This window comes from Burkholderia sp. 4M9327F10 (assembly GCF_005503145.1).
Classification (GTDB): Bacteria; Pseudomonadota; Gammaproteobacteria; order Burkholderiales; family Burkholderiaceae; genus Paraburkholderia.
The window spans coordinates 117,425-137,613 of record NZ_SCNV01000008.1; the positions used below are offsets into that span (position 1 = coordinate 117,425).

At 63.0% G+C, this 20,189-nt stretch carries 16 protein-coding genes; 6 read left to right on the forward strand and 10 right to left on the reverse strand.

All coding sequences use genetic code 11. From position 1 onward, the window contains the following. The first annotated feature begins 195 nt into the window (after window positions 1-195). Entirely contained in the window at window positions 196-1,863 is a 1,668-nt protein-coding gene (locus FFS45_RS11100) for a Na+/H+ antiporter (RefSeq protein WP_137954685.1), read from the forward strand. 75 nt (window positions 1,864-1,938) lie between these two features. Here the strand turns inward: FFS45_RS11100 and FFS45_RS11105 are convergent, their stop codons facing one another. The 4 genes from FFS45_RS11105 to FFS45_RS11120 form a co-directional block, all read right to left on the reverse strand. Beyond that, window positions 1,939-3,246, reverse strand: coding sequence for a solute carrier family 23 protein (locus FFS45_RS11105; protein ID WP_137954686.1), 1,308 nt, complete (start codon window positions 3,244-3,246; stop codon window positions 1,939-1,941). A 137-nt stretch (window positions 3,247-3,383) separates the two neighbouring features. Beyond that, window positions 3,384-4,949, reverse strand: a complete 1,566-nt coding sequence (locus FFS45_RS11110; RefSeq protein WP_137954687.1) for a methyl-accepting chemotaxis protein — start codon at window positions 4,947-4,949, stop codon at window positions 3,384-3,386. A gap of 439 nt (window positions 4,950-5,388) precedes the next feature. After that, complete coding sequence (locus tag FFS45_RS11115) at window positions 5,389-6,018, reverse strand: DUF2239 family protein (protein WP_137954688.1); 630 nt, start codon at window positions 6,016-6,018, stop codon at window positions 5,389-5,391. 143 nt (window positions 6,019-6,161) lie between these two features. Then, window positions 6,162-7,673: a sensor domain-containing diguanylate cyclase gene (locus FFS45_RS11120; RefSeq protein ID WP_137954689.1), complete on the reverse strand. Its 1,512-nt coding sequence runs from the start codon at window positions 7,671-7,673 to the stop codon at window positions 6,162-6,164. Between the two features lie 399 nt (window positions 7,674-8,072). On the opposite strand from FFS45_RS11120, the gene FFS45_RS11125 reads away from it, so the two are divergent. Further along, entirely contained in the window at window positions 8,073-9,476 is a 1,404-nt protein-coding gene (locus FFS45_RS11125) for a GGDEF domain-containing protein (RefSeq protein ID WP_137954690.1), read from the forward strand. 74 nt (window positions 9,477-9,550) lie between these two features. Here FFS45_RS11125 and FFS45_RS11130 read toward each other — a convergent pair whose 3' ends face one another. The 3 genes from FFS45_RS11130 to FFS45_RS11140 are packed head-to-tail and all read right to left on the reverse strand — an operon-like array spanning window position 9,551 to window position 12,014. Then, window positions 9,551-10,501, reverse strand: a complete 951-nt coding sequence (locus FFS45_RS11130) for an oxidoreductase (RefSeq protein ID WP_137954691.1) — start codon at window positions 10,499-10,501, stop codon at window positions 9,551-9,553. Between the two features lie 19 nt (window positions 10,502-10,520). Continuing rightward, window positions 10,521-11,384 (reverse strand): oxidoreductase, encoded by an 864-nt coding sequence (locus tag FFS45_RS11135; protein ID WP_137954692.1) that lies wholly within the window; start codon window positions 11,382-11,384, stop codon window positions 10,521-10,523. Between the two features lie 57 nt (window positions 11,385-11,441). Further along, window positions 11,442-12,014 carry a TetR/AcrR family transcriptional regulator gene (locus tag FFS45_RS11140; RefSeq protein WP_137954693.1) on the reverse strand — a complete coding sequence of 191 codons (573 nt, stop codon included), beginning with the start codon at window positions 12,012-12,014 and terminating at the stop codon, window positions 11,442-11,444. A 614-nt stretch (window positions 12,015-12,628) separates the two neighbouring features. On the opposite strand from FFS45_RS11140, the gene FFS45_RS11145 reads away from it, so the two are divergent. Further along, on the forward strand, window positions 12,629-14,569 hold the full coding sequence (locus FFS45_RS11145) for a hypothetical protein (RefSeq protein WP_137954694.1): 1,941 nt from the start codon (window positions 12,629-12,631) through the stop codon (window positions 14,567-14,569). 23 nt (window positions 14,570-14,592) lie between these two features. Here FFS45_RS11145 and FFS45_RS11150 read toward each other — a convergent pair whose 3' ends face one another. Then, on the reverse strand, window positions 14,593-14,967 hold the full coding sequence (locus FFS45_RS11150) for a DUF190 domain-containing protein (RefSeq protein WP_137954695.1): 375 nt from the start codon (window positions 14,965-14,967) through the stop codon (window positions 14,593-14,595). A gap of 35 nt (window positions 14,968-15,002) precedes the next feature. Then, a complete protein-coding gene (locus FFS45_RS11155) occupies window positions 15,003-15,341 on the reverse strand; it encodes a DUF190 domain-containing protein (protein WP_137954696.1) in 339 nt (112 codons plus the stop codon). Window positions 15,342-15,691: 350 nt separating this feature from the next. Between FFS45_RS11155 and FFS45_RS11160 the strand changes: the two genes are divergently transcribed. The 3 genes from FFS45_RS11160 (at window position 15,692) to FFS45_RS11170 (ending at window position 17,822) form a co-directional block, all read left to right on the forward strand. Next, the gene (locus tag FFS45_RS11160; RefSeq protein WP_137954697.1) at window positions 15,692-16,504 is read left to right on the forward strand and encodes a mechanosensitive ion channel family protein; all 813 of its coding nucleotides are present in this window, start codon (window positions 15,692-15,694) and stop codon (window positions 16,502-16,504) included. 253 nt (window positions 16,505-16,757) lie between these two features. After that, window positions 16,758-17,204 carry an SRPBCC family protein gene (locus FFS45_RS11165; RefSeq protein ID WP_137954698.1) on the forward strand — a complete coding sequence of 149 codons (447 nt, stop codon included), beginning with the start codon at window positions 16,758-16,760 and terminating at the stop codon, window positions 17,202-17,204. A gap of 84 nt (window positions 17,205-17,288) precedes the next feature. After that, window positions 17,289-17,822 carry a phospholipase D family protein gene (locus tag FFS45_RS11170; protein ID WP_137954699.1) on the forward strand — a complete coding sequence of 178 codons (534 nt, stop codon included), beginning with the start codon at window positions 17,289-17,291 and terminating at the stop codon, window positions 17,820-17,822. Between the two features lie 599 nt (window positions 17,823-18,421). On the opposite strand, the gene FFS45_RS11175 is transcribed toward FFS45_RS11170, so the two are convergent. Further along, the gene (locus FFS45_RS11175) at window positions 18,422-19,876 is read right to left on the reverse strand and encodes a hypothetical protein (RefSeq protein WP_171029628.1); all 1,455 of its coding nucleotides are present in this window, start codon (window positions 19,874-19,876) and stop codon (window positions 18,422-18,424) included. Window positions 19,877-20,189 lie beyond the last annotated feature (313 nt).

Sequence of the window (20,189 nt, forward strand, 5' to 3'; positions counted from 1 at the left end):
TATCGGTGCAATCGCCTCGGCCTAAAAGCGCTAATTGGGGGCATACGGAGTGCGTGTGGCTCGGGCTAAACTCCCACCTTACGTTTGTTAATGTCTGCACATTCGCTGCCCGCCGCGCATCCCGCCGCATGCCCGCGCCTCGCACATCCGTCGCCCAGCGCACGAGTGCCTGCCGCCCCTCTTTAGACGAGCCAGATGGAAATTGTCTTCACTGTCCTGATCCTCCTGCTTGCGGTCGCCGTCTCCGGTGTCGTCGTCCGTGTGCTGCCGTTCAAACTGCCGCTGCCGCTCGTACAGATCGCCCTCGGCGCTGTGCTAGCCTGGCCGAGACTCGGCTTGCACGTCACCTTCGATCCGGAAATCTTCATGATGCTCTTCATTCCGCCGCTGTTGTTCGCGGATGGCTGGCGCATTCCGAAACGCGAGTTTTTCATGGCGCGGCGCTCGATCCTGCTGCTCGCACTCGGGCTGGTCTTCATGACGGTGCTGGCGGTCGGCTATTTCGTGCACGCGCTGGTGCCGGCAATCTCCTTGCCGGTCGCCTTCGCGCTTGCCGCCGTGCTGTCGCCGACCGATGCGGTGGCGCTGACCGGCATCGCCGGCAAGAACAAGATTCCGGCGCAACTGATGCATATCCTCGAAGGCGAGGCGTTGATGAACGACGCGTCAGGCCTGGTCGCGCTGAAGTTTGCGATTGCCGCCGCGCTGACCGGCGTGTTCTCGCTGCGCGACGCCTCGATCAGCTTCGTCATCATTGCTCTGGGCGGGCTCGCCACCGGCGTGGCGGTGAGCTGGCTCTTCAGCGTCACGTCGGCGCGTTTTCTGAACGTCACCGAGGAAGGCGATCCCGCGCCGGGCGTGGTGATGACCCTGCTGATTCCGTTCGCGGCTTATCTCTTTGCCGAGCATTTCGGCTGGTCGGGCATTCTCGCCGCGGTCGCCGCCGGGATGATGATGAACTACACCAGCATCGCCAACGCCGGGCCCGTCTCGGCGCGCGTGCGCGCCAACAGCACGTGGACGATGATCGAATTCGTCTTCAACGGCATGGTGTTCATCCTGCTCGGTCTGCAGTTTCCGCACATCCTTGGCCGCGCGCTGATCGATGCGCACGAGACCAGCAATGAGCAGATGGTGTTGCTGATCGGCTATATCGCGGCGGTCGCGCTGGCGCTCTACGCGCTGCGTTTTGTGTGGGTCTGGCTGCTGCGCTGGTACGCGAGCCGCGGCGCGGCCAGGCGCGGCATGGCGAGTGCGGTGCCGGGGTTGCGTACCGTGACGGTGACAACCGTGGCCGGCGTGCGCGGTGCGGTAACGATGGCGGGTGTGCTGTCGCTACCCGAGGCATTGCCGAACGGCGTAGCGTTGCCGGGCCGCGATCTCGCGATCTTTATCGCCTCGGGCGTGATTCTGGCGTCGCTGCTGGTGGCGGTGGTCGGGTTGCCGCTTCTGCTGCACGGCTGGCGGCGTGGCCGCGATCCGCATGCTGCGGAGGAACGGCACGCCCGCAAGCTTGGGGCGCAGGCAGCGATCCGCGCCGTCGACAATCTGCACGAAACCGCCACGGCCGATCTCGACGAGTCGGCCTCCGCCTATGCGGCAGACGTCACAGCGCGCGTGATGGATATCTACCGGCGCCGTCTCGCGACGCTCGGCGACGAGAGCACGCCGCCGAGCGAAATGGCGCGGCGCGCGGAGGCGCTGGAGTTTCAGATGAAGCTGGCTGCGATACGCGCTGAGCGCGCTGTGCTGCTGTCGTTGCGCAACACGCAGAAGATCAACGACGAGACGCTCAACAAGCTGATGCGCGAACTGGATCTGTCGGAGACTGCGCTGATCACGCGAGGCGCAGCGCGGGCCTGAGTACCGGCGCGCGCTTGCCTGTGGCCGATCTGTTGTGGCTTACCTGTGTGGCTAGCGCGTCGCCTGAAGCGTCGCTTAAAGCGCAGGTTGCTGCGCCGGCTTGCGGCGCAGCAACGCGTACAGAATGATCGCGCCAAAGGTAGCCGTGCCGATACCGCCGAGTGCAAAGCCGCCCAGCTTCAGCGAGAAGTCGCCCGCGCCCAGCACCAGGGTCACGGCCGCGACGATCAGGTTGCGGTTATCGGAGAAATCCACCTTGTTGACGACCCAGATGCGCGCGCCCGTCACTGCGATCAGCCCGAACACGACAATCGACACACCGCCCAGCACCGGCCCCGGAATGGTCTGGATCACCGCGCCGAACTTCGGCGAGAAGCCGAGCACGAGCGCAATTACCGCCGCGATTACGAACACCAGCGTCGAGTAGATTTTCGTCACCGCCATCACGCCGATGTTTTCCGCGTAGGTCGTGACACCCGTGCCGCCGGAGAAGCCGGAGACGACGGTGGCGAGGCCATCGCCGAGGAATGCGCGACCCACGTAGCGGTCGAGATTCTGGCCGGTCATCGCGCTCACGGCCTTGATATGGCCGAGATTCTCCGCAACGAGGATCACCGCAATGGGTGCGAGCAGCGTCATGGCCTGCGCGTTGAAGACCGGCGCCGTGAAATGCGGCATGCCGAACCAGGCGGCGTTCGCAACAATCGAGAAGTCGATCGGCTTGCCCATGCCGAGGCCGTTGGTGACAATCGCATAGATCACGTAAGCGGCCAGCAGGCCCACCAGAATCAGCAGGCGCTGCAACATGCCGCGCGCAAACACGGCAACCGCGGCCACGCACAGCACGGTGACAAGCGCCATCCACGAGTCGAAGTTGCTGCCGCTCACACCCTTGACGGCAATCGGCGCGAGGTTCAGGCCGATCACGCAGACGATCGCGCCGGTCACGAGCGGCGGCATCAGCGTCTCGATCCATTTCGTGCCGACGGCCGAGACGATCAGCCCGATAATCGCGTACACCACGCCGCACGCAATGATCCCGCCGAGCGCGACGGGGATGTTCGGATTCGGCCCATGCCCGCCGTAGCCGGTCACGGCGATCACGAGACCGATAAAGGCGAAGCTCGAACCGAGATAGCTCGGCACGCGCCCGCCCACCACCACGAAGAACAGCAGCGTGCCGATCCCCGACATGAAGATGCACAGGTTCGGATCGAAGCCCATCAGCAGCGGCGCGAGCACCGTCGAGCCGAACATGGCGACGACGTGCTGGATGCCCATCGCAAACATCTGCGGCCAGGCAAGCCGCTCATCGGTATTGACGACACGGCCCTCGGCCGCGCTCGGTTGCGTGCGCCAGCGTGGGAAGTAGGAATCGGCCATGGCGGGGGTTCTCCTCTAATCGGCGCGTTGTTTAACGGGTTTTGCAGCGGGTCTGCAACGGGTTTTATAAATTACGCGCGAGTGTACGGAGAGCGCCACCCCCTGGCAAGCTCAGTCGTGGAAGCGCCGCAGCGCGTTCAGGCCCGGCGCGACTCGAGCGCGAACACCGCCACCGCCGTCTTCAACTCGCGCGCCTGATCCGCCATCGAAGCCGCCGCGGCAGCCGCCTGCTCGACCAGCGCGGCATTCTGCTGGGTGACCTGGTCCATCTGCGCGACGGCGCGGTTCACCTGCTCGATGCCCGTGCTCTGTTCGTGCGATGCAGCAGAGATTTCTCCCATGATGTCCGTCACGCGCTGCACCGCATGCGTGACCTCGGCCATGGTCTGGCCGGCGCGCTCGGCGAGCGCCGCGCCGCTGCCAACACGGGCGGTGGAGTTTTCGATCAGCTCCTTGATCTCTTTGGCCGACAGCGCGCTGCGTTGCGCCAGCGAACGCACCTCGCCCGCCACCACCGCGAAGCCGCGGCCCTGCTCGCCGGCCCGGGCCGCTTCGACCGCTGCGTTGAGCGCCAGAATGTTCGTCTGGAACGCAATGCCCTCGATCGCCGCGATGATGTCGGTCATGCGCTTCGAGCCTGCGGCCAGCTCACGCATGGTCTCCACCACCTCGCCCACCAGACCGCTGCCACGCGCCGCCACTTCAGAAGCGCCGTGCGCTACGCCGCTCGCCTGCTGCGCGTTGTCGGCGTTCTGGCGCACGGTGGCGGTCAACTGCTCCATGCTCGAAGCGGTTTCCTCGAGCGAGGCGGCCTGCTCTTCGGTGCGCTGCGACAGGTCGGTATTGCCCTGAGCGATTTCACCGGAGGCGAGCAGGATCGACGCGCTCGATTCGCTGATGCCGGAGACGATCCCGGCCAGCCGCTCGCGCATGTTGTGGAGGGCGAACAGCAGGCTATGGGTGTCGCCGGCGCGCGTGTCGACCCGCACGCTGAGGTCGCCGTCCGCGATGCGGTTGGCAATCTGCGCGGCATAGCCGGGCTCGCCGCCGAGCTGCCGCGCGAGGCGCCGCGCGATCAGCCACGCCAGCAGCATGCCGGCCACCAGCGCGCCCAGCACCAGCGACGACAACACGATGCGCATCTGCCGGTAGCTGGACCCAGCCTCGGCTTGCGCGTCGCTCGCCTGCTCGCGGCGATAGTCGATCACCTGCACGATGCGCTCGCGCAAGGCTTCGCTCGAAGCGATCGCGCGCCGCACCAGCTCCTTGTTGTCGACGCCGGCCGGAATCGGCTCCTGGCCGATCTGCTGATGCACGATCTCTTCCCACACCGCCGACTTGCGCAGCACCTCGTCGAACAGCGCCTCGCCCTTGGGCGTCGAGATCGTGAGGCGATAGCGGTCGTAGGCGTCGTGCATATTCTTGAGCGAGGCGACGATACCGGCGTCGAGGCGCTGGCGTCCCGCTTCGTCTTCGGCATAACCGAGATTCGCCGCCGCGAGGTCCGCATCGATCTTGTTGCGGTTCGCCTCTTCCATCCAGTAGAGGCCGTCCATATGCCTGCTGCTGATTGTGTCAGTCAGGTCATGCATCGACGACAAGGTCATCAGGCCAGTGCCCCCCACGACCGCGCAAAACGCGATCACGATCGCGAAGGCCAACAGCAGGCTTTGCAACACCGTCATGCGCTCGAACCACTTCATGTCCCCATCCTCATCATAGAAAGCGCCGCTGTCGCGGCGACGGTGCGCGCTTGAACGCGTCCAGTTCTATTACGGCGGCGTGCCCCCTGACTTGACCTGCTAATCATGGGAATAACCGGGACAGGATGTTGAAAGGCGCAGGCCGCAAAGCCTTGCCAGCATTGGGATTTGTCTGATTTATGGAGAGCGGCCCACTAGCTACACTGGCCTCGCTGCGTGACACCATCAATTGCGCCAGCGATGTTGTAACTCTCCGACTTTCCGCTCACGCTCCCCGGTGTGAGCGGTTTTTTTTCGTCTGCGTTTTTGCGTGTGCGCTTTGGCGTCTGCGCCGGCTTGCTGCCGCTTGCTTCGGTTGGTGGTAACCGGCTCGGATCGGCTCGGGTCGGCTCGGGTCGGTTTTCCTCGTCGCCTCTCTCTTTGCCTTCACTCGCGCCGTTCAGCCTTGATGGCCCCCTTCAAATGCGCGTGCCGCCAGCTTCTCCGCATACTCCCGCACGTCGGCCGGCCACGGCGCGATAGAAGCGTGAAAGCGCACCCGATCCGCTGCAAACAGCGCTCGCGTCGCCTCTTCATAGTCGGGCAGATTGCCGGCAAGCGCGGTCATGAAGCGATAGGCGGCTTCCTGCGCGCGACGCATGCGCTCCTTGTCGTCACCCGCCAGACGCGCTGCTTCCACCAGCTTGCGCAACGCCACCGAAGCTCCGCCAGGCTGACCGCTCAACCAGTCCCAGTGACGCGGCAGCAGCGTCACCTCACGCGCCACGACGCCCAGCCTCGGGCGGCCGCGGCCGCGCGGGGTCTCCTCATCGGCAAGCTCCACGGCTTCGCCATCCTCGCTGCGGCCGCCGGGTTCGTCCGCCAGTCTCGCCTGCACTTCGGCGTCCGAGCCGCGCAGATCGAATTCGACGGGCTGACTGGTGAGATCGTCAAAGACCAGCACCGGCGCTTGCTCACCACGCTCGAGCACCCGCTTGACCGCCAGCGCAACCTCGGCGCGCCCGCCGGATGCGATGCGTCTCAAGCCTTCGAAGGCGGTGCAGGTGGTGGTGGTGGTTTGCGGCGTCATCACGAAAATCCTCAAAGATCGATTTTCGCAAATTATACCCGGATGAAATTACCGCGCAATATTATCCGGGTGAAAATATTCCGAAGCTGGCGGCAACGGATTGTGTTCGCATGCGGCAAGCGGAGACCGGCACCGGCAGCCGGCTAATGCCCCGGTTGGATCACCATCCCCGGCTCGTCGGCGCGCTCTGCGACGGGATAGCAGAGGATGCGATTGCGGCCGGCGTCCTTGGCGTGGTAAAGCGCCGAATCGGCGGCATTGACGAAGGCGCGATAAGCGCTGAATCGATGATTCGCCGTACTGGCGATGCCAATGCTGATCGTCAGCACATGATGCGCGCTGGACACGTGGCGCACCTGCAGCGCCTGCACGGCGGCGCGAATCTGCTCGGCGATCTGCACGGCGCCGATGCCGTCGGTGTCCGGCAACAGCACGGCGAACTCCTCGCCACCGTAGCGCGCCGCCACATCGTCGGGGCGCCGGACATTGCCGTCTATGCAGCGCGCCACCGCCACCAGCGCGTCGTCGCCGGCGGAGTGACCGTAGAGATCGTTGAAGCCCTTGAAGTTGTCGACGTCGATCAGCAGCATCGAGAGCGGCCGCCCGCTGCGCAGCATGGCCAACCAGGCTTGTTCGGCCTGTTCCTCGAAGGTGCGGCGATTGTTCAGGCCGGTTAGCCCGTCCGTGCGCGCCAGCACCCTCAAGGCCTCCTCCATTTGCAGACGGCGCCGCAACTGCTGCGACAGCAGCACGGCGAGTGCGATGATTGCGATGTCGAGCGCCGCGATCATCGAACCGATGATCCATGCGCGATGCCGCCATCCGGCATAAATGTCGCGCGTCGAGATCGCGACATCGAGCAGCAACGGAAAGCGCCCGATATGACAAAACGTGTACCAGCGCTCCACGCCGTCGATTGCCGCCGTGCCGAAGAATTCGCCGCTGTCCTGCTGGGTAAAGCGGGTGTAGTTCGCGGTGCCGGTCAGATTGATGCCGATGATCTTCGGGTCATAGGGACGCCGCATCAGCATCGCGCCGTCTGCCAGCATCAGCGCCATCGAGCCGCCGCTGCCCAGGTTCATGCCCGCGAACAGGCGCTGGAAGTAGGTGAGCCGCAGCGTGCCGACCACCACGCCGGCGAAGCTGCCGTCCGGGTGCGAGAGACGTCGGCTAAGCGCAATGGTCGGCCCGGCGCCGGTCAGCCGCGGCATGAACGGCCGGCTGACGTATAACCCGACGTTCGGTGAGTTGCGATGCACGAGGAAGTAGTCGCGATCGGCAGCGTTGATTTGCCGCGGCGTCAGCGACTGCGAATCGAGGATAGCGTGCCCTGCTTCGTCCAGCACCAGCATCGAGCCAAGGTCTTGGGCGCTGGCGGAGCCGTCGAACAACACCATCTGGCGCAGCGCCGGAGGCAAGTCCATCACGCCTGGCTGGTTGAGTCCGGCGCTCACGGCACGCAGGGAGAGGTCGTAGAGTTCAAGGTTGCGCGCCACGTCGCGCTGGACCAGCAAGGAGACGTTCCCGGCGGAGTCCTGGGCGCGCCGCAGGGCATCCGCGCGCATCTGCGCCAATACCCAGATGGCGATCGCAAGGATCGCCGCGGATAGCGCGATGCTGATGACAATCACGGCGTTCGGTCGGCGCGTCATCATGTCTCGAGTTGTTCCAAACGTGCGGCAGATCTGCGCGCTATCGGAGAGTGTGACTTCTTTCAGACCCGGCGACCGCGCCGGCCCAAAGGCGCGGGCCAACCCTACATGCAGCGGCCTCGGACATTAGCGTAACAGACCTTGGAGCGCGAGAAACGATTGTGTCGACCACGCTTTGCTCGCTCTCCTGACTGGATATCGGCTTCACACGGCCGGGGTTGAATGCAACCGGCATGACGCCGCCCATTTCATATTTCACATTTCGTATTTTGCGTACTCACACACGACGCTGCCTATACTGGTTACTAAAGCTGAAGAATAGGTGAATCGCCTTGGTCTGACGCTCGCGCATGATAGCGAGCACCGTTACATCCCGTCCTGCCGGCCTCAGGAGAAACGCGTATGAGCGCAAGCGTCGTGGTTGAGGAGCCGTCCGCAGTCGTAGAGTGGGTCACGCGAGCCTATCTTGGCCTGTTGATTGGCGGCTTTGCGCTGATCCCGGCTTACCTGATCGCCTACTTCCATGTTTTCCAGAATCCCGCGCTGACCTTCGAGAACCACGCCTTTCACGAGATCGCGATTGCCTCCGCCACGCTCGAAGGGCTGTTCGTCGCCTATGTTTCCGGGCGCTGCTATTTCTCCTCCGGCGAGCCGCTGCTGCGCTGGCTCACGCTCGGCTTTCTGGCCTTCGTGCTGATCTACGCCCTGCATGGCGCCTTCACCGGCATGGCGCATCACAACATCTGGCTGTTCCTGCTGTACGGGCCCGCCTCGCGGCTCGCGATGGCGGTGCTGCTGCTGGTCGGACTGCTGGCGTGGCATCAGCCGCCCGATCCGGTGGAAACGCGGCGCGCGCCGCAGCGCTGGTTCGGATGGATCGGCCTGTTCCTCCTGATCGATGTGGCGGTGGCCGTCATCGCTTATTCGCCCGTGGCCTCCAACCTCGCGGTGCGCGTGTCAATGGAAGGCGGCGCGCTGCTGGTCTCGAGCGTCAACGTCGCGGTCATGCTGGCGCGGCGGATCCGTTCGCCGCTAATGAAGATTTTCGGCATCTCGGTGACGTCGTTTGCACTGTCGTCGCTCGCCTTCATTCTGGCGCGGCCGTGGAATCACATGTGGTGGCTCGCCCACGCGATCTTCGCGGCCGGCTTTTTCCTGCTGAGTTACGGCGTCGTGCAGGCGTTCCGCACCACCCGTTCATTCTCGACGATCTACAGCCAGGAGGAACTGATGGCGCGCCTCGCCGAGGCGATGGCGCGCACCGAGAGCGCGCTGCAGGAGCTCAAGCGCACTAACCTTAAACTCGAGCATCTCGCCGCCACCGATCCGTTGACGGGCGCGGCCAACCGGCGGCAGTTCATCGAAATGGTCGACGCCGAGATCACGCGCGCGCGGCGCGGCGGCGCGCCGTTCTCGCTGCTGGCGCTGGATCTCGACCACTTCAAGGCGATCAACGACTCATACGGGCATCAGGTCGGCGACGAAATCCTGCGTGGTTTCGTACAGAAGTGCTTCGATGCGATCCGGCCATACGACGGCGTCGCGCGGGTTGGTGGCGAGGAGTTCATGGTGCTGTTGCCGCAAGTCGCACTGGGGGTGGCACAGTCGATCGGCGAGCGGATTCGCGAGGCGATTGCCAATGGCGTATTCGGCGGACAGGCGGGCAAGTCGGTGGCGCTCACGGTGAGTATCGGCGTGTCCCAGTATGGGCGCGATGGCGACACGCTCGATGCGATCCTGCGTACTGCCGATGAACGGCTCTATCGGGCCAAGCATCTGGGCCGCAACCGGGTGGTCGCCGCGTAGTTCGGTTGCGGGTTGCGCGCGGCGCGTGCGCGGCGGCGTCGCCGCTGTGCCGGCCGCACCAGACAACAATACCCCTATGACATACGCTCCGCCTGGGTGCTGGGCCAACGAACGTTAGCCAGCGTTTCAGAGATGTCCCACAGGCGCGCGGCAACCGCCAGGTCCCGCGCCCGCGGTGCGATCGCAGCCGCGCCCGGCGGCCCCTTCAGTTCGAACGCACCGGTGGGCCCATAGTAGCCGCCCGGTTTCGCATCGGCCGCAGTGGCGGCATACAGCGTGGGCAGCGCACCGGCCGCAGCCGATTGACTCATCAACGGTTCAAGGGTGACGCGGTTGAGGCGCTGCCTCAAGGTGTTGCTACCCGGCCCGTTGGCGATCAGATCCGTGCGCGCGTAACCGGGATGCGACGCATTGCTGAGGAGTCCCCAGCCATTTGCGTCGCTGCGACGTTGCAGCTCCAGCGCAAACATCAGCATCGCCAGTTTCGATTGTGCATAAGCGGGCCACGGTTCGTAGCGGCGCGCCCATTGCAGGTCGTCGAAATGGATTGCCGCCTGCACCTTGTGCGCGATGCTGCTCAGATTGACAACCCGCGGCTGACTGGCGTGACGCAGCACCGGCAACAGATACGCGGTCAGCGCGAAGTGCCCCAGATAGTTCGTGCCGAATTGGAGTTCGAAGCCGTCCGAGGTGGTTTGGCGCGAAGGCGGCATCATCACGCCCGCGTTGTTGATCAGCAGATCGAGCGCCTCGTGCCTGCTTGCGAAACGCTCGGCGAACTCGCGCACCGAGGCGAGACTCGCCAGATCGAGATGCTCGTAGCTGATCGACGCGGCGGGATGCCGTGCGCGGATCGCCGCCAGCGCGGCATTGCCCTTTGCCGCGTTGCGCCCGGTCAACACGACATCCGCACCCGCCGCGGCCAGCGCGAGCGCGGTCTCGAAACCAAGGCCGCCGGTCGCGCCGGTGATGACCGCGAGACGTCCGCTCTGGCGAGGCATGTCAGCGGTGGTCCAGTTAGCCATGTTGCGGATCCTCAGGGTTTCAGGGTTGAGGGAACTCAGGCAGCGTCGCAGCAGCGGTAAAGTCTGTCGCCAGGCTGACCGGGCGCCATGCTTCGCCGCTTGCCGCGCGCGCCTTCTCGGCTTCACCGGCGTAGTGCAGCGCGTCGCTGCCCAGCAGCAGATGCACCGGCGGTTGCTCGTGGTACGCGAGCTTCAGCACGACCTGGGCCACTTTCGCCGGGTCACCGGCCTCGTTGCCGATGTACTGGCTGAGCATTTGCGCGATCGCGCCAACGGAAGGAGCATAGTCCACGATGATGTCAGGCAGCGCCCTGCCGGCTTCGACGCCCCATTCGGTTTTCATGCCACCCGGCTCGAGCGCGGTGACCTTGATGCCGAGCGGCGCCACTTCCTGGCTCATCACCTCGGTGAAGCCGCCGACCGCCCATTTGGCCGACTGATACGCGCTCAGCCCCGGTATGCCGACCCGGCCGCCCACCGACGAAATCTGGATGATGTGGCCGCTGCGCTGCTTGCGCAGGACCGGCAACGCGGCGCGCGTGACGTTGACCACGCCGAAGAAATTGGTCTCGATCTGGGCGCGGAAATCCTCCTCGCTGGCCTGTTCGAGCGGCGCCAGGTGACCAAAGCCCGCATTGTTGACGACGACGTCGAGACGCCCGAACGCATCGACCGCCGCTTGCACGGCCGCGTGCGCAGCGGCGGAATCGGTCACGTCGAGTGCGACCGCACGAACCTGTTCGCCGAATCGTTCCACCAGATCCCCGAGGTGACGCGGATCGCGCGCCGTTGCGACCACGCGCTCACCCGCCGCCAAAGCCGCTTCGACGATCTTGCGCCCGAGTCCGCGAGCGCTACCGGTAACCAGCCAGACTTTTGCCATGATGTTTCCCTCTCCATTAATTGAGTGCGTAATCACTCATTAACTGCACAAAAAACTTCAGGTTTTAGCGACGGCGTGCCAGAACGCCTCAAAACCCGCGTCCCGGTAGCGCGCCGCCTGAGCCGGATCGCGCTCCATAAATTCCATTGTGGTGTCCGCGAGCGACCCCATGATCGCCGCCACGAAAGCGGGCGGTTGATTGCGCAGGATGCCGCTGGCAACGCTCGTTTCCATCATCGCGTTGACGTCGGCGAATGCCTCCATGCCGATTGCGCGAGCCTGCTCACTCAAGCGGTCGCAAACCGCCAGTTGCGTGACAGCCCGGCGCTTGTCCGGAAAGGCGACGCCCCAGTCCACGTATTGTTGCCACACATACCGCACTCGTTGCTCGACGCTCCCGGACCTCGGGTAGGCCGCCATCATGACGTCACGCATGTCGGACTTGATGTCGAGATACAACTCGTTGAGCAGCACGTCCTTGTTTTCGAAGTAGGTAAAGAGCGTGCCTTCCGCCACGCCCGCGACCTTGGCAATCCGCGCGGTAGGCGCACCCAGGCCCTGCTCGGCGATCACCTGAGCGGCCGCGGCAAGGATGGCGTTGCGTTTGTCTTCGCTTTTCGGACGGGCCATGCGGGATTCAGATTCGACGGAAATAAATGAGTGATTGCTCAATCATAATTGCAAAGTCCGGCTTGTTCAAGGACAAATTTGCGACGCGGCGGCGCTGGGTTCGTCAGCCGGTTCATTCCGCTCAAAAGTGCGCGCGTCGCAGACTGAAAGACACTTGAAATGACCTGATGAATCGGCACTCTTGTGTTCAATCAATATTTAGGTGTGCATCATAAAAAAGTGGCGCACCAATTTCTTCTCAAAACGCGTGCTCATGCGGGCGATCCGAATAGCGTTTGACCCTCGTTTCACAGTGCCGGTGCATCTTTTCGCACTGAAATCGCGAGATTGTTCATACGTTACAGCTAGTTACGTCTTTTATGCAGACCTAAGGAACTTGCTTCGGTAGGATTCACCTGGCAAAAAACGAACCACCCCTAACGTCGGTAAGTTCGAGTGTGCAGCACGCGAGGCGTGCGCACCCCGCGTCTCGAGCCCCGATATCTGCGGGCAGCGTTCGCCAGAGGCCGCGCCTCGGCATCGCCTGTCTGAAGTCAAACCCGATCTTGGTCCGCGCAGCGGCGCATCTGATGCGAGACGCCGCCGGACCGGCATTCACACTTTGCTCCTTACAGATGAAATACCCTTCGTTACTGCTTTCTTCCCTGTTACTCGTACTGGCCGGCTGCGGCGGTGGGGGTGGCGGCTCCGGCAGCGGCAACAGCGCCACGGCCAACAACGGCACGAGCTCCACGACTAACGGCACCACGAACGGCACGACAAGCGCCACGCTGAGCGCCAACACCCAGGCAGGCGAAACGATGAGCTGCCAGGCCCCCAGCAGCGCCAGCGCCGCCGCAGGCAGCGCACTGATCTCCGCCGACACGCCCAGCGCCGACGCCACCCGCATGTTCGCCTCGGGCAGCACCTTCCAGCTCGCCTTCACGACCAACGCCCCGTCCGCCGACAAGGTGAACTGGGCCGTCAGCGACCAGCTCGGCAACGTGGCGGCGAGCGGCAGCTTCCCGGTTGCGAGCGGCCCGGTCACCAGCACGCTCAGTTGCACCTCGACGCTGGCCGGTTATTTCGCGGCGTCCGCGACACTGGCGGCCAACGGCGGCCAGTTGCCTGAAGCCGGCACCCGCCCCACCGGCATCGCCTCGTTCGGCGTGCTGCCGAACCTGTCCGGCGTGGTGCCGGCCGTGACCTACGCGCATCAGGACGAACACCGCTTCGGCATGCAGGGGGAGAACGATAACGGCCCGCTGCTCGCGGACCTCGGCATCTCGTCGACCATCGACAACCGTCAGCTCTCGACGATGGAGCCGAACGGGCCGAATACCTTCAATCCGGCCGCCAACAACCTCGATCCGTTCTACACCTCGGGTCAGGTGATGCGCCTGATCCGTCTCGACGGCATCCCCGCCTGGGCGAGCCCGACCGGCGCATTCGAAGACGACACCAACCCGCCGACGAGCCTTTCGTACTACCAGAACTACATGAGCCGGGTGGGTACGGAATCCAATACGATTCGCACTACGTATTTTCCGAACCAGTCGAACAACTACTACCAGGTGACGTGGGAGCCGAACCAGTTCTGGAACGATACGGACGCCAACTTTGTGGCGCTGTATCAATCGGTCTATCAGGGCATCCACTCGACCGATCCGCATGCGGTGGTGATGGGCCCGACCGACGCGTTCCCGTCGCTCACGACCACGCGCCTGCAGCGCATTGCGTCGCTTGGCTTCGGCAACTATATCGACGGCATCTCGACGCACGGCTACTACGACGCGGGCACCTCGCCCTCGCATCCGCCTGAGCGCCTCGCCACCGACCCGAGCCCGGCAAACGCCGCCAACGCGTTGATGAACGAGATCCGCGCCCTGCGCACGGAAATGGCAGCGGACTACAAGCCCGGGATGAAGCTGTTCCAGACCGAGGTGGGCATCAGCTATGACCTCGGCACCTCGTATGGTCCGAACTATCCGACCGCCAATGTGCTGTTCGCACAGGCGGCCGTGGTGGCGCGCACGCACATCATCCTGCTCGGTGAAGGCGTCGACCAGACCTATGTGTTCTACGGTGCGGACTATCCGGGCGAAGTGGGTTATGGCACGTTCTTCGACCTCGCCGATGCGCAAGGCGCGTTCGGCGCGACCAACATCAGCCCGAAGCCGGCCGCAATGGCGGTCAGCGCGTTGACGCACGTGCTGGACGGCACCAACACGCTGGGCCCGGTGAACGGCACACCGTCCGGGGTCTATGCGTACTCGTTCCAGCAGCTCGGCAACGGTTCGGTGATTACCGCGCTGTGGACCCACAACAATAACGTGTGGAGCGCAAGCACGGGGTTCAGTTCGACGTATAGCGTGCCTTACAGCCTCGCCGTCGATGCGCCGGGCACCAGCGGCACCGTGAAGGTCATCGACATGATGGGCAACCCCTTGCCGATGAGCTACACCAACGGAACGCTGACGCTCAACCTGACGGAAGCGCCGGTGTACGTGGTGTCGAACAACGCGACCGTCGCCAAGGCGAATGTGACGACGCCGACTGGGTACGTGGCCAACTAATCAGGCGGGCGCAAAGCGCTGCGTCAGCCTTGCGTGGATGGAGGCTGATGCAGTCCTTGCGCAGGTTCGGCGTGGTTCGGCAGATCGCCCGAGATCATGCCGAACTCGACCGGATAGCGCACATAGAACACGTGGAGCCGCTCGGTGCGGACGATCTCCAGCAATTGTTCGGCTTCCTCGGCGGTCACCGCGAGGATGATCTGCAGCGGTTGATCGGTGAGCTTGAGCACATGGGCGGCATGACGTGCGCCCGCATGACCGACGCCCTCCGCACAGTTGATGACGGTCGCGCCGCAAATGCCGAGTTCGCGGGTTTTGTGCAGCAGCCACTCACAGACGGTCTGATGACCGTGTTTGCGGTTCTTCTCTGTATAGAACGTCAATTGATAGCCGTTCATGGCTGTCCCTCCCCCACGCGGCACAAACCGATCCCCTATGCCTGGCTTGCCGGTTCGTGCATGCCGAGCACTTCGTATTCGACGGGGCAGCGTGTATAAAAGAGCCGCACGCCGCCGTGGCGCAAGTCGTCGAGTAGCGCGTCAATACGGGCGTCGTCGGCCGCCACAGTCACGACGACCGGTTGATCCACCAGTTCAAAAAAACGCGCCGCATGGTACTTGCCATGCACGTCGATGCTCTCGCTGACTTCGATCACCGTCGCGCCCTCGATGCCCGCTTTCGCGACCCGGGTGAGAATCCACTCGACGAGCGTCATATGAGCCTTGCGACGGCTCTGATTGTCCGCAAACACCGTCAACTGACTGCCTTTCATGAGGGGTCCCTACGGATGCGCGACGACGCGGGCGGGATCGACGCCGCCGTGGACGCCGCGGCTCGCTGACTCATGTCCCTAAAGATAAGAATAGGAAATGGATCGGCGCCACGCACGAAACGAACGCACTGTTGCGCAAAACTGACCACTCCCGGCAGGCCGTCCGGCCTCACGCGCAATGCTTACCGCACGGGACCTCCGGGCATAGAACCGCAATGCGTTGAAGCGCCAGGTATGAAGAATGCTGGCTCACGGTTCGTCTGGCTCATCCACTTCAGCAAAGGCGGGAACATATCCGCCTGAAGCACGTCAGGACATATATCCCCACCAACCGACCGCGAGATCGAACGATGGACGACCTGCTCACGCGCCTCCTGCATTTACAGCCCTCACTATTCGTGACGATCGCTCACGACCTGCTCCATGTGCTGGTTGCAGCCCTCATCCTCGCGGTAGGCTGGTGGCTGTCCAACCGGATAGGCACGCTGTTCGCCAAGGCATTCGCGCATACGAACGCCGACCCCACGCTCGGCCCGATGCTCAAGGCAATGGGAACGTGGGCGGTGCGGGTGGTGGTGTTTATCGCCTCACTGAGCGAGGTGGGCATTGCGACGGCCAGCGTACTGGCGGTGCTGGGCGCCGCCGGTCTCGCAATCGGGCTCGCGCTGCAAGGCACGCTGCAGAATATCGCCGCGGGCATCATGCTGCTGATGCTGCGGCCGTTTCGCGCCGGCGACGTCATAGAAGGCAGCGGCGCGGCGGCGGGCATCGTGCGGGAGGTGGGGCTCTTCACCACACGCATCGAACGCAGCGACGGTAATGCGGTGTTTGTGCCGAATAGCCTGATCTGGAGTAACCCCGTGATCAACTACAGCAGCGGCGGCACCCAGCGGATTGAGGTGGATGTCGAGCTTGCGCAGCGCAAGGATGTGGATGCGGCAATTGGCGAGCTCAAGAAGCTGGTGGCAGACGAGCCTCGGGTGCTGACCGGGGCCACGCTGGCGCCGGTTATTTCGGTGGCGAGCTATCCGAAGTCGGGCGGCGCGAGATTGAGGATCGCAGCCTGGGTGCGGAGTCCGGACGCGCCGCTTGCCAGCGACGATTTGCGCAGTCACGCGCAGGCGGCCCTGGTGGAGGCGGGGTGTGCGATGGCGACGCAGTGAGGGGGAGAGGGGGAGAGGGGATAAGCGGTTAAGCGATGGAAATCTACGCAACGCGTAACCTATAAAAACCCATGAAATGGCTCATTTCAATTGCCACATCAGGTCTCGATCGTCTTTCTGTGTACCATAAATGGCCGGGAGTTGAACATCATGCTTCCGTAGGTGGCCCAGCTTGCGTGACCGCGTGTCGATTCCCCCGTCCCTCACGCGTCGTATAGGATCGGAGGACTGCCCTCCGCTTCTGGAGTCAATCATGCCTGGACAAACCATCCACCTTCATCGCGTGGTCCGCTCCACGCCCGAGCGCATCTATCGCGCTTTTCTCGACGCCGACGCCCTAGTCAAGTGGCTTCCACCGAACGGGTTTACCGGCAAGGTCCATCAGTTGGACGCCAGGGTGGGCGGGGGGTATCGGATGTCGTTTACGAATTTCACCAACGGCATTAGCCACTCGTTCGGCGGGGAATATCTCGAACTGGTGCCCCACGAGCGCATTCGGTACAGCGGCAGGTTCGATGACCCGGGCTTGCCGGGAATGATGCAGACGACGGTGACACTGCGCGCGGTGTTTTGTGGAACCGAGCTTAGTGTTGTGCAGCAGGGGATACCGGAGGCGATCCCTGTCGAGGCCTGCTATCTGGGGTGGCAGGAGTCGCTTGCCTTGCTGGCCTCGTTGGTGGAGGCGGAAGTTCGGCAGTGAGGGAGAGGGGGCGCTCAAGGCATCGAACTCGACGCGCCCTTGCGCCATAATGTGGTAACGCGTTAACAAATCGAGTTACCAACAATGAAAAAAATTGTAGCAGTCCTTATTTTATCCTTGACTTCTGCCATTGCCGTTGCGGCGCAGCCGCTGCCGTCGGGCGCAGCTTTTGACGCGGGGTTTTCGCCTGACGGTAGTGCGCTGAATGTAGTCGTGAGGGGCATCGAAAGCGCCCGCGCTTCGATCCTGGTTGCCGCCTATACCTTCACCAGCAGACCGGTAGCGACGGCGCTGCTAGCCGCACAGCGCCGCGGCGTGAAGGTTGCGGTCATCGCGGATCGCGCGCAAAACAGCAATAGCTATTCGGCCATATCGTTTCTGTCGAACCGAGGTGTTCCCGTTCGCCTCAATGATCGTTACCAGGATGAGCACAACAAGTTCATGGTGATCGACGGCCAGCACCTTGAAACCGGCAGCTTCAACTATTCGGCGGCCGCCGCCAACAAGAACGCCGAGAACGCTGTCCTGCTATGGAACGTGAAGCCCTTGGCTGAGCGCTACACGGCAGAGTGGCAACGCCTGTGGGAGGAGAGCGCCGATTTGAAACCGGCGTATTGAGAAGGTCGTGGCGAACGCGGCGAAGGCTTTGACGTGTTCGAGGGTGGTGACGGCATCCAGGTGGGAAGGCATCCGGCGGTGCGGCAATGGCGCAAGTTCGCCATAAACGATGCGCAAAAAACCTGCATCCAGATGCAAAACAACGCACTACACCGCGAGGCATAGTGCGTTGTTTCTAAAGCAATTCCTGGTGGGAGGAGGACTATCAAACTAAATGCCCCAACACCACCAAAACAGCCACTCCCACTATCCAAGCGAACTAAATGCCCCCATAAGTGCCCCCAACTTCTACCTCCTGCTCGGGCACCCCGGGAAGACACTTAACTCGCCATGATCCGCAGCCCGGCTCGACTAGGTCGCTGCACCAGTGTTGCGGAAAGGCGACACGCTGTCATCCTGTAGCCTGAGAATCAAGGCAGCGCTTTTTGGCACGAACACGTTGCAGGCATCGTCTGGTTCGGGAGGAGCCAACGCAACGACCGCTTGTGCGGCGCAAAGGCCCTTCCATTTCCCGATACATCCGACAGGTCGTCGGCCAACGCCGTCGTTCGCTTCGCCCGTTCGATCCGCCCGCTATGCCATCCACCGCTTACTCGCCACTACTGTTCGTACGGGGTCAAGAGAAGCACGATCATGGCGTCCGTCAGATCGCTCGGTATGGTCTTGTCAAAGACGCAGTGGAAAGCCACAGTTGGCTTCTTGAGGCTCGCCTTTCTCCATAGCTGTCCAAAGCTGGCTGCTATCTGCGAACCGGCCTCGAAGCTCACGCGCTGTACCGTCCCTGCTGTCAAGTGCTGCTTCAATAGGCTGGCTTGACTAGAAGCTTGGGCGTCTGATAGCTGAGCTCGGTCCATCTTGATCGACAGCCATTCGCTGAAGTCCGATGTAAAGCTCAGGGTCGTAGTTGTCGGCGGCTTCTTCTTTGAAACTGCGGCGCCCTCAGCAGGGTCTGGCTTGGGCAGATGGCGCCCTTGTACGATGATGACTGAAGCCCAAGGTTCCTTACTAGCATCAAATTCCTTCTGGAACCCATTTTTGCCAATCAGGACGAGCTTTACGCGATACGCTGTCACCGACGGCGGCGCAACAGGCTGACCGATCCGTCCCACACGCTGAGTCAAATCTTCTTGGCGTGCGAGTGCCGCAACGGGCTTCAATCGAGCCAGTCGCTTGATACCTCCCTTACGCTGGGATAGCTCTGCCAATTCCGGGGTCGTGGGGTTCACGAAATCCCAACTGGCCAAATAGTACTTATGTGTCTTACCGAAGGCCATGCTGACCAGGTCGACCGCCCCGTACGCCGTCCGATAGAACGCAAGTGCCACGTCCCCGATCTCCTGCGGAGTACAACGCAGGCACAACACCGCGGTCTTCTGACTAGAGGTGGGCCTTGCGAGGTCACAGCTCTGGTCGACCACAAGAAGGAACTCCTTCGGTGTGCCGTCGGCATTCAATCGCGCGAAGACATCACCCAGCTGGACTGGCGAATTCTTGGTCTCGGGGAGGTCATCTGTGATGTCGAGCCGCATCACCGAGCGAACGTGCATTTCGGCCAGTCGACTGCTGGGGGGTACTGTCCCGGGAAACGCGCTGTGCCCAATCAAGTCTGGCAGTTGCGTCCCCAAAGCGCGAACTCCTACGTCCTCTAGCAATCCGCTCGCGAGCGACTCCGAGACTAACCATGAAAGGTAATCGGGCAGCCTGGCCTCTTCGACCGCAAGCTCAGCCTCATGGAGCAGCGCAATTTCCGAGGGCTCGATTTTCGACAGGTTCTGCCGCAGCGTTGTCGCAGCGCGAATCGCGCCGAGCCAGAACTCGTCTAACATGTGCGCCCAAGATTGCTTGCCTTCGTACCCCTCGAGCATGCGTGTGAGCTTCGGCGTTATCTGTTGAGCGATCTCGTTCTTTTCGACGAAGCAAAAGAAGTCGGCTCGAAGTCCTGTTCGCTCCTTGAAAGCTCCCTGTTGCTCTGTCGCACCCGGCCTCGACGACATTAGGATAACCAATGGGTATTGCTCGAGAGTATCGGGCACAATCCTGATAATGGCGCGCAACCGTGGGAGTCGCCTTGTGCAGAACCTGCCAGGCTTTCGGGTACGAGGACTTGCCCGCCAGCAACTGCGCGAGCAAAATTCCGAGAGCCGATTTGCCACTGCCGTAAGGACCCACGAGTTTCCAGGCTCGTTGGGCGTGGCCGTGCGCGAGACTCTCGCCGTCAGCAATCTTGCCTGCCATTTCGGCGCTACAACCTATCAAAACGATGTGTCGCGCCAGCACAACAAGCTTGCCCCGTCACCGATATTCGCAGGCGCCGCCAGTCGAAAACAACTCGGCCGTCAGCGGAATCAACGATTCCACAAAGGGCGC

Bases quoted from the DNA above. Each gene is read 5' to 3' on its own strand.
- FFS45_RS11145 (WP_137954694.1), top strand. From the start codon at position 12,629: ATGAAATACCCTTCGTTACTGCTTTCTTCCCTGTTACTCGTACTGGCC.
- FFS45_RS11115 (WP_137954688.1), bottom strand. From the start codon at position 6,018: ATGACGCCGCAAACCACCACCACCACCTGCACCGCCTTCGAAGGCTTG.
- FFS45_RS11165 (WP_137954698.1), top strand. From the start codon at position 16,758: ATGCCTGGACAAACCATCCACCTTCATCGCGTGGTCCGCTCCACGCCC.
- FFS45_RS11140 (WP_137954693.1), bottom strand. From the start codon at position 12,014: ATGGCCCGTCCGAAAAGCGAAGACAAACGCAACGCCATCCTTGCCGCG.
- FFS45_RS11130 (WP_137954691.1), bottom strand. From the start codon at position 10,501: ATGGCTAACTGGACCACCGCTGACATGCCTCGCCAGAGCGGACGTCTC.
- FFS45_RS11120 (WP_137954689.1), bottom strand. From the start codon at position 7,673: ATGATGACGCGCCGACCGAACGCCGTGATTGTCATCAGCATCGCGCTA.
- FFS45_RS11135 (WP_137954692.1), bottom strand. From the start codon at position 11,384: ATGGCAAAAGTCTGGCTGGTTACCGGTAGCGCTCGCGGACTCGGGCGC.
- FFS45_RS11155 (WP_137954696.1), bottom strand. From the start codon at position 15,341: ATGAAAGGCAGTCAGTTGACGGTGTTTGCGGACAATCAGAGCCGTCGC.
- FFS45_RS11160 (WP_137954697.1), top strand. From the start codon at position 15,692: ATGGACGACCTGCTCACGCGCCTCCTGCATTTACAGCCCTCACTATTC.
- FFS45_RS11170 (WP_137954699.1), top strand. From the start codon at position 17,289: ATGAAAAAAATTGTAGCAGTCCTTATTTTATCCTTGACTTCTGCCATT.
- FFS45_RS11110 (WP_137954687.1), bottom strand. From the start codon at position 4,949: ATGAAGTGGTTCGAGCGCATGACGGTGTTGCAAAGCCTGCTGTTGGCC.
- FFS45_RS11105 (WP_137954686.1), bottom strand. From the start codon at position 3,246: ATGGCCGATTCCTACTTCCCACGCTGGCGCACGCAACCGAGCGCGGCC.
- FFS45_RS11125 (WP_137954690.1), top strand. From the start codon at position 8,073: ATGAGCGCAAGCGTCGTGGTTGAGGAGCCGTCCGCAGTCGTAGAGTGG.
- FFS45_RS11150 (WP_137954695.1), bottom strand. From the start codon at position 14,967: ATGAACGGCTATCAATTGACGTTCTATACAGAGAAGAACCGCAAACAC.
- FFS45_RS11100 (WP_137954685.1), top strand. From the start codon at position 196: ATGGAAATTGTCTTCACTGTCCTGATCCTCCTGCTTGCGGTCGCCGTC.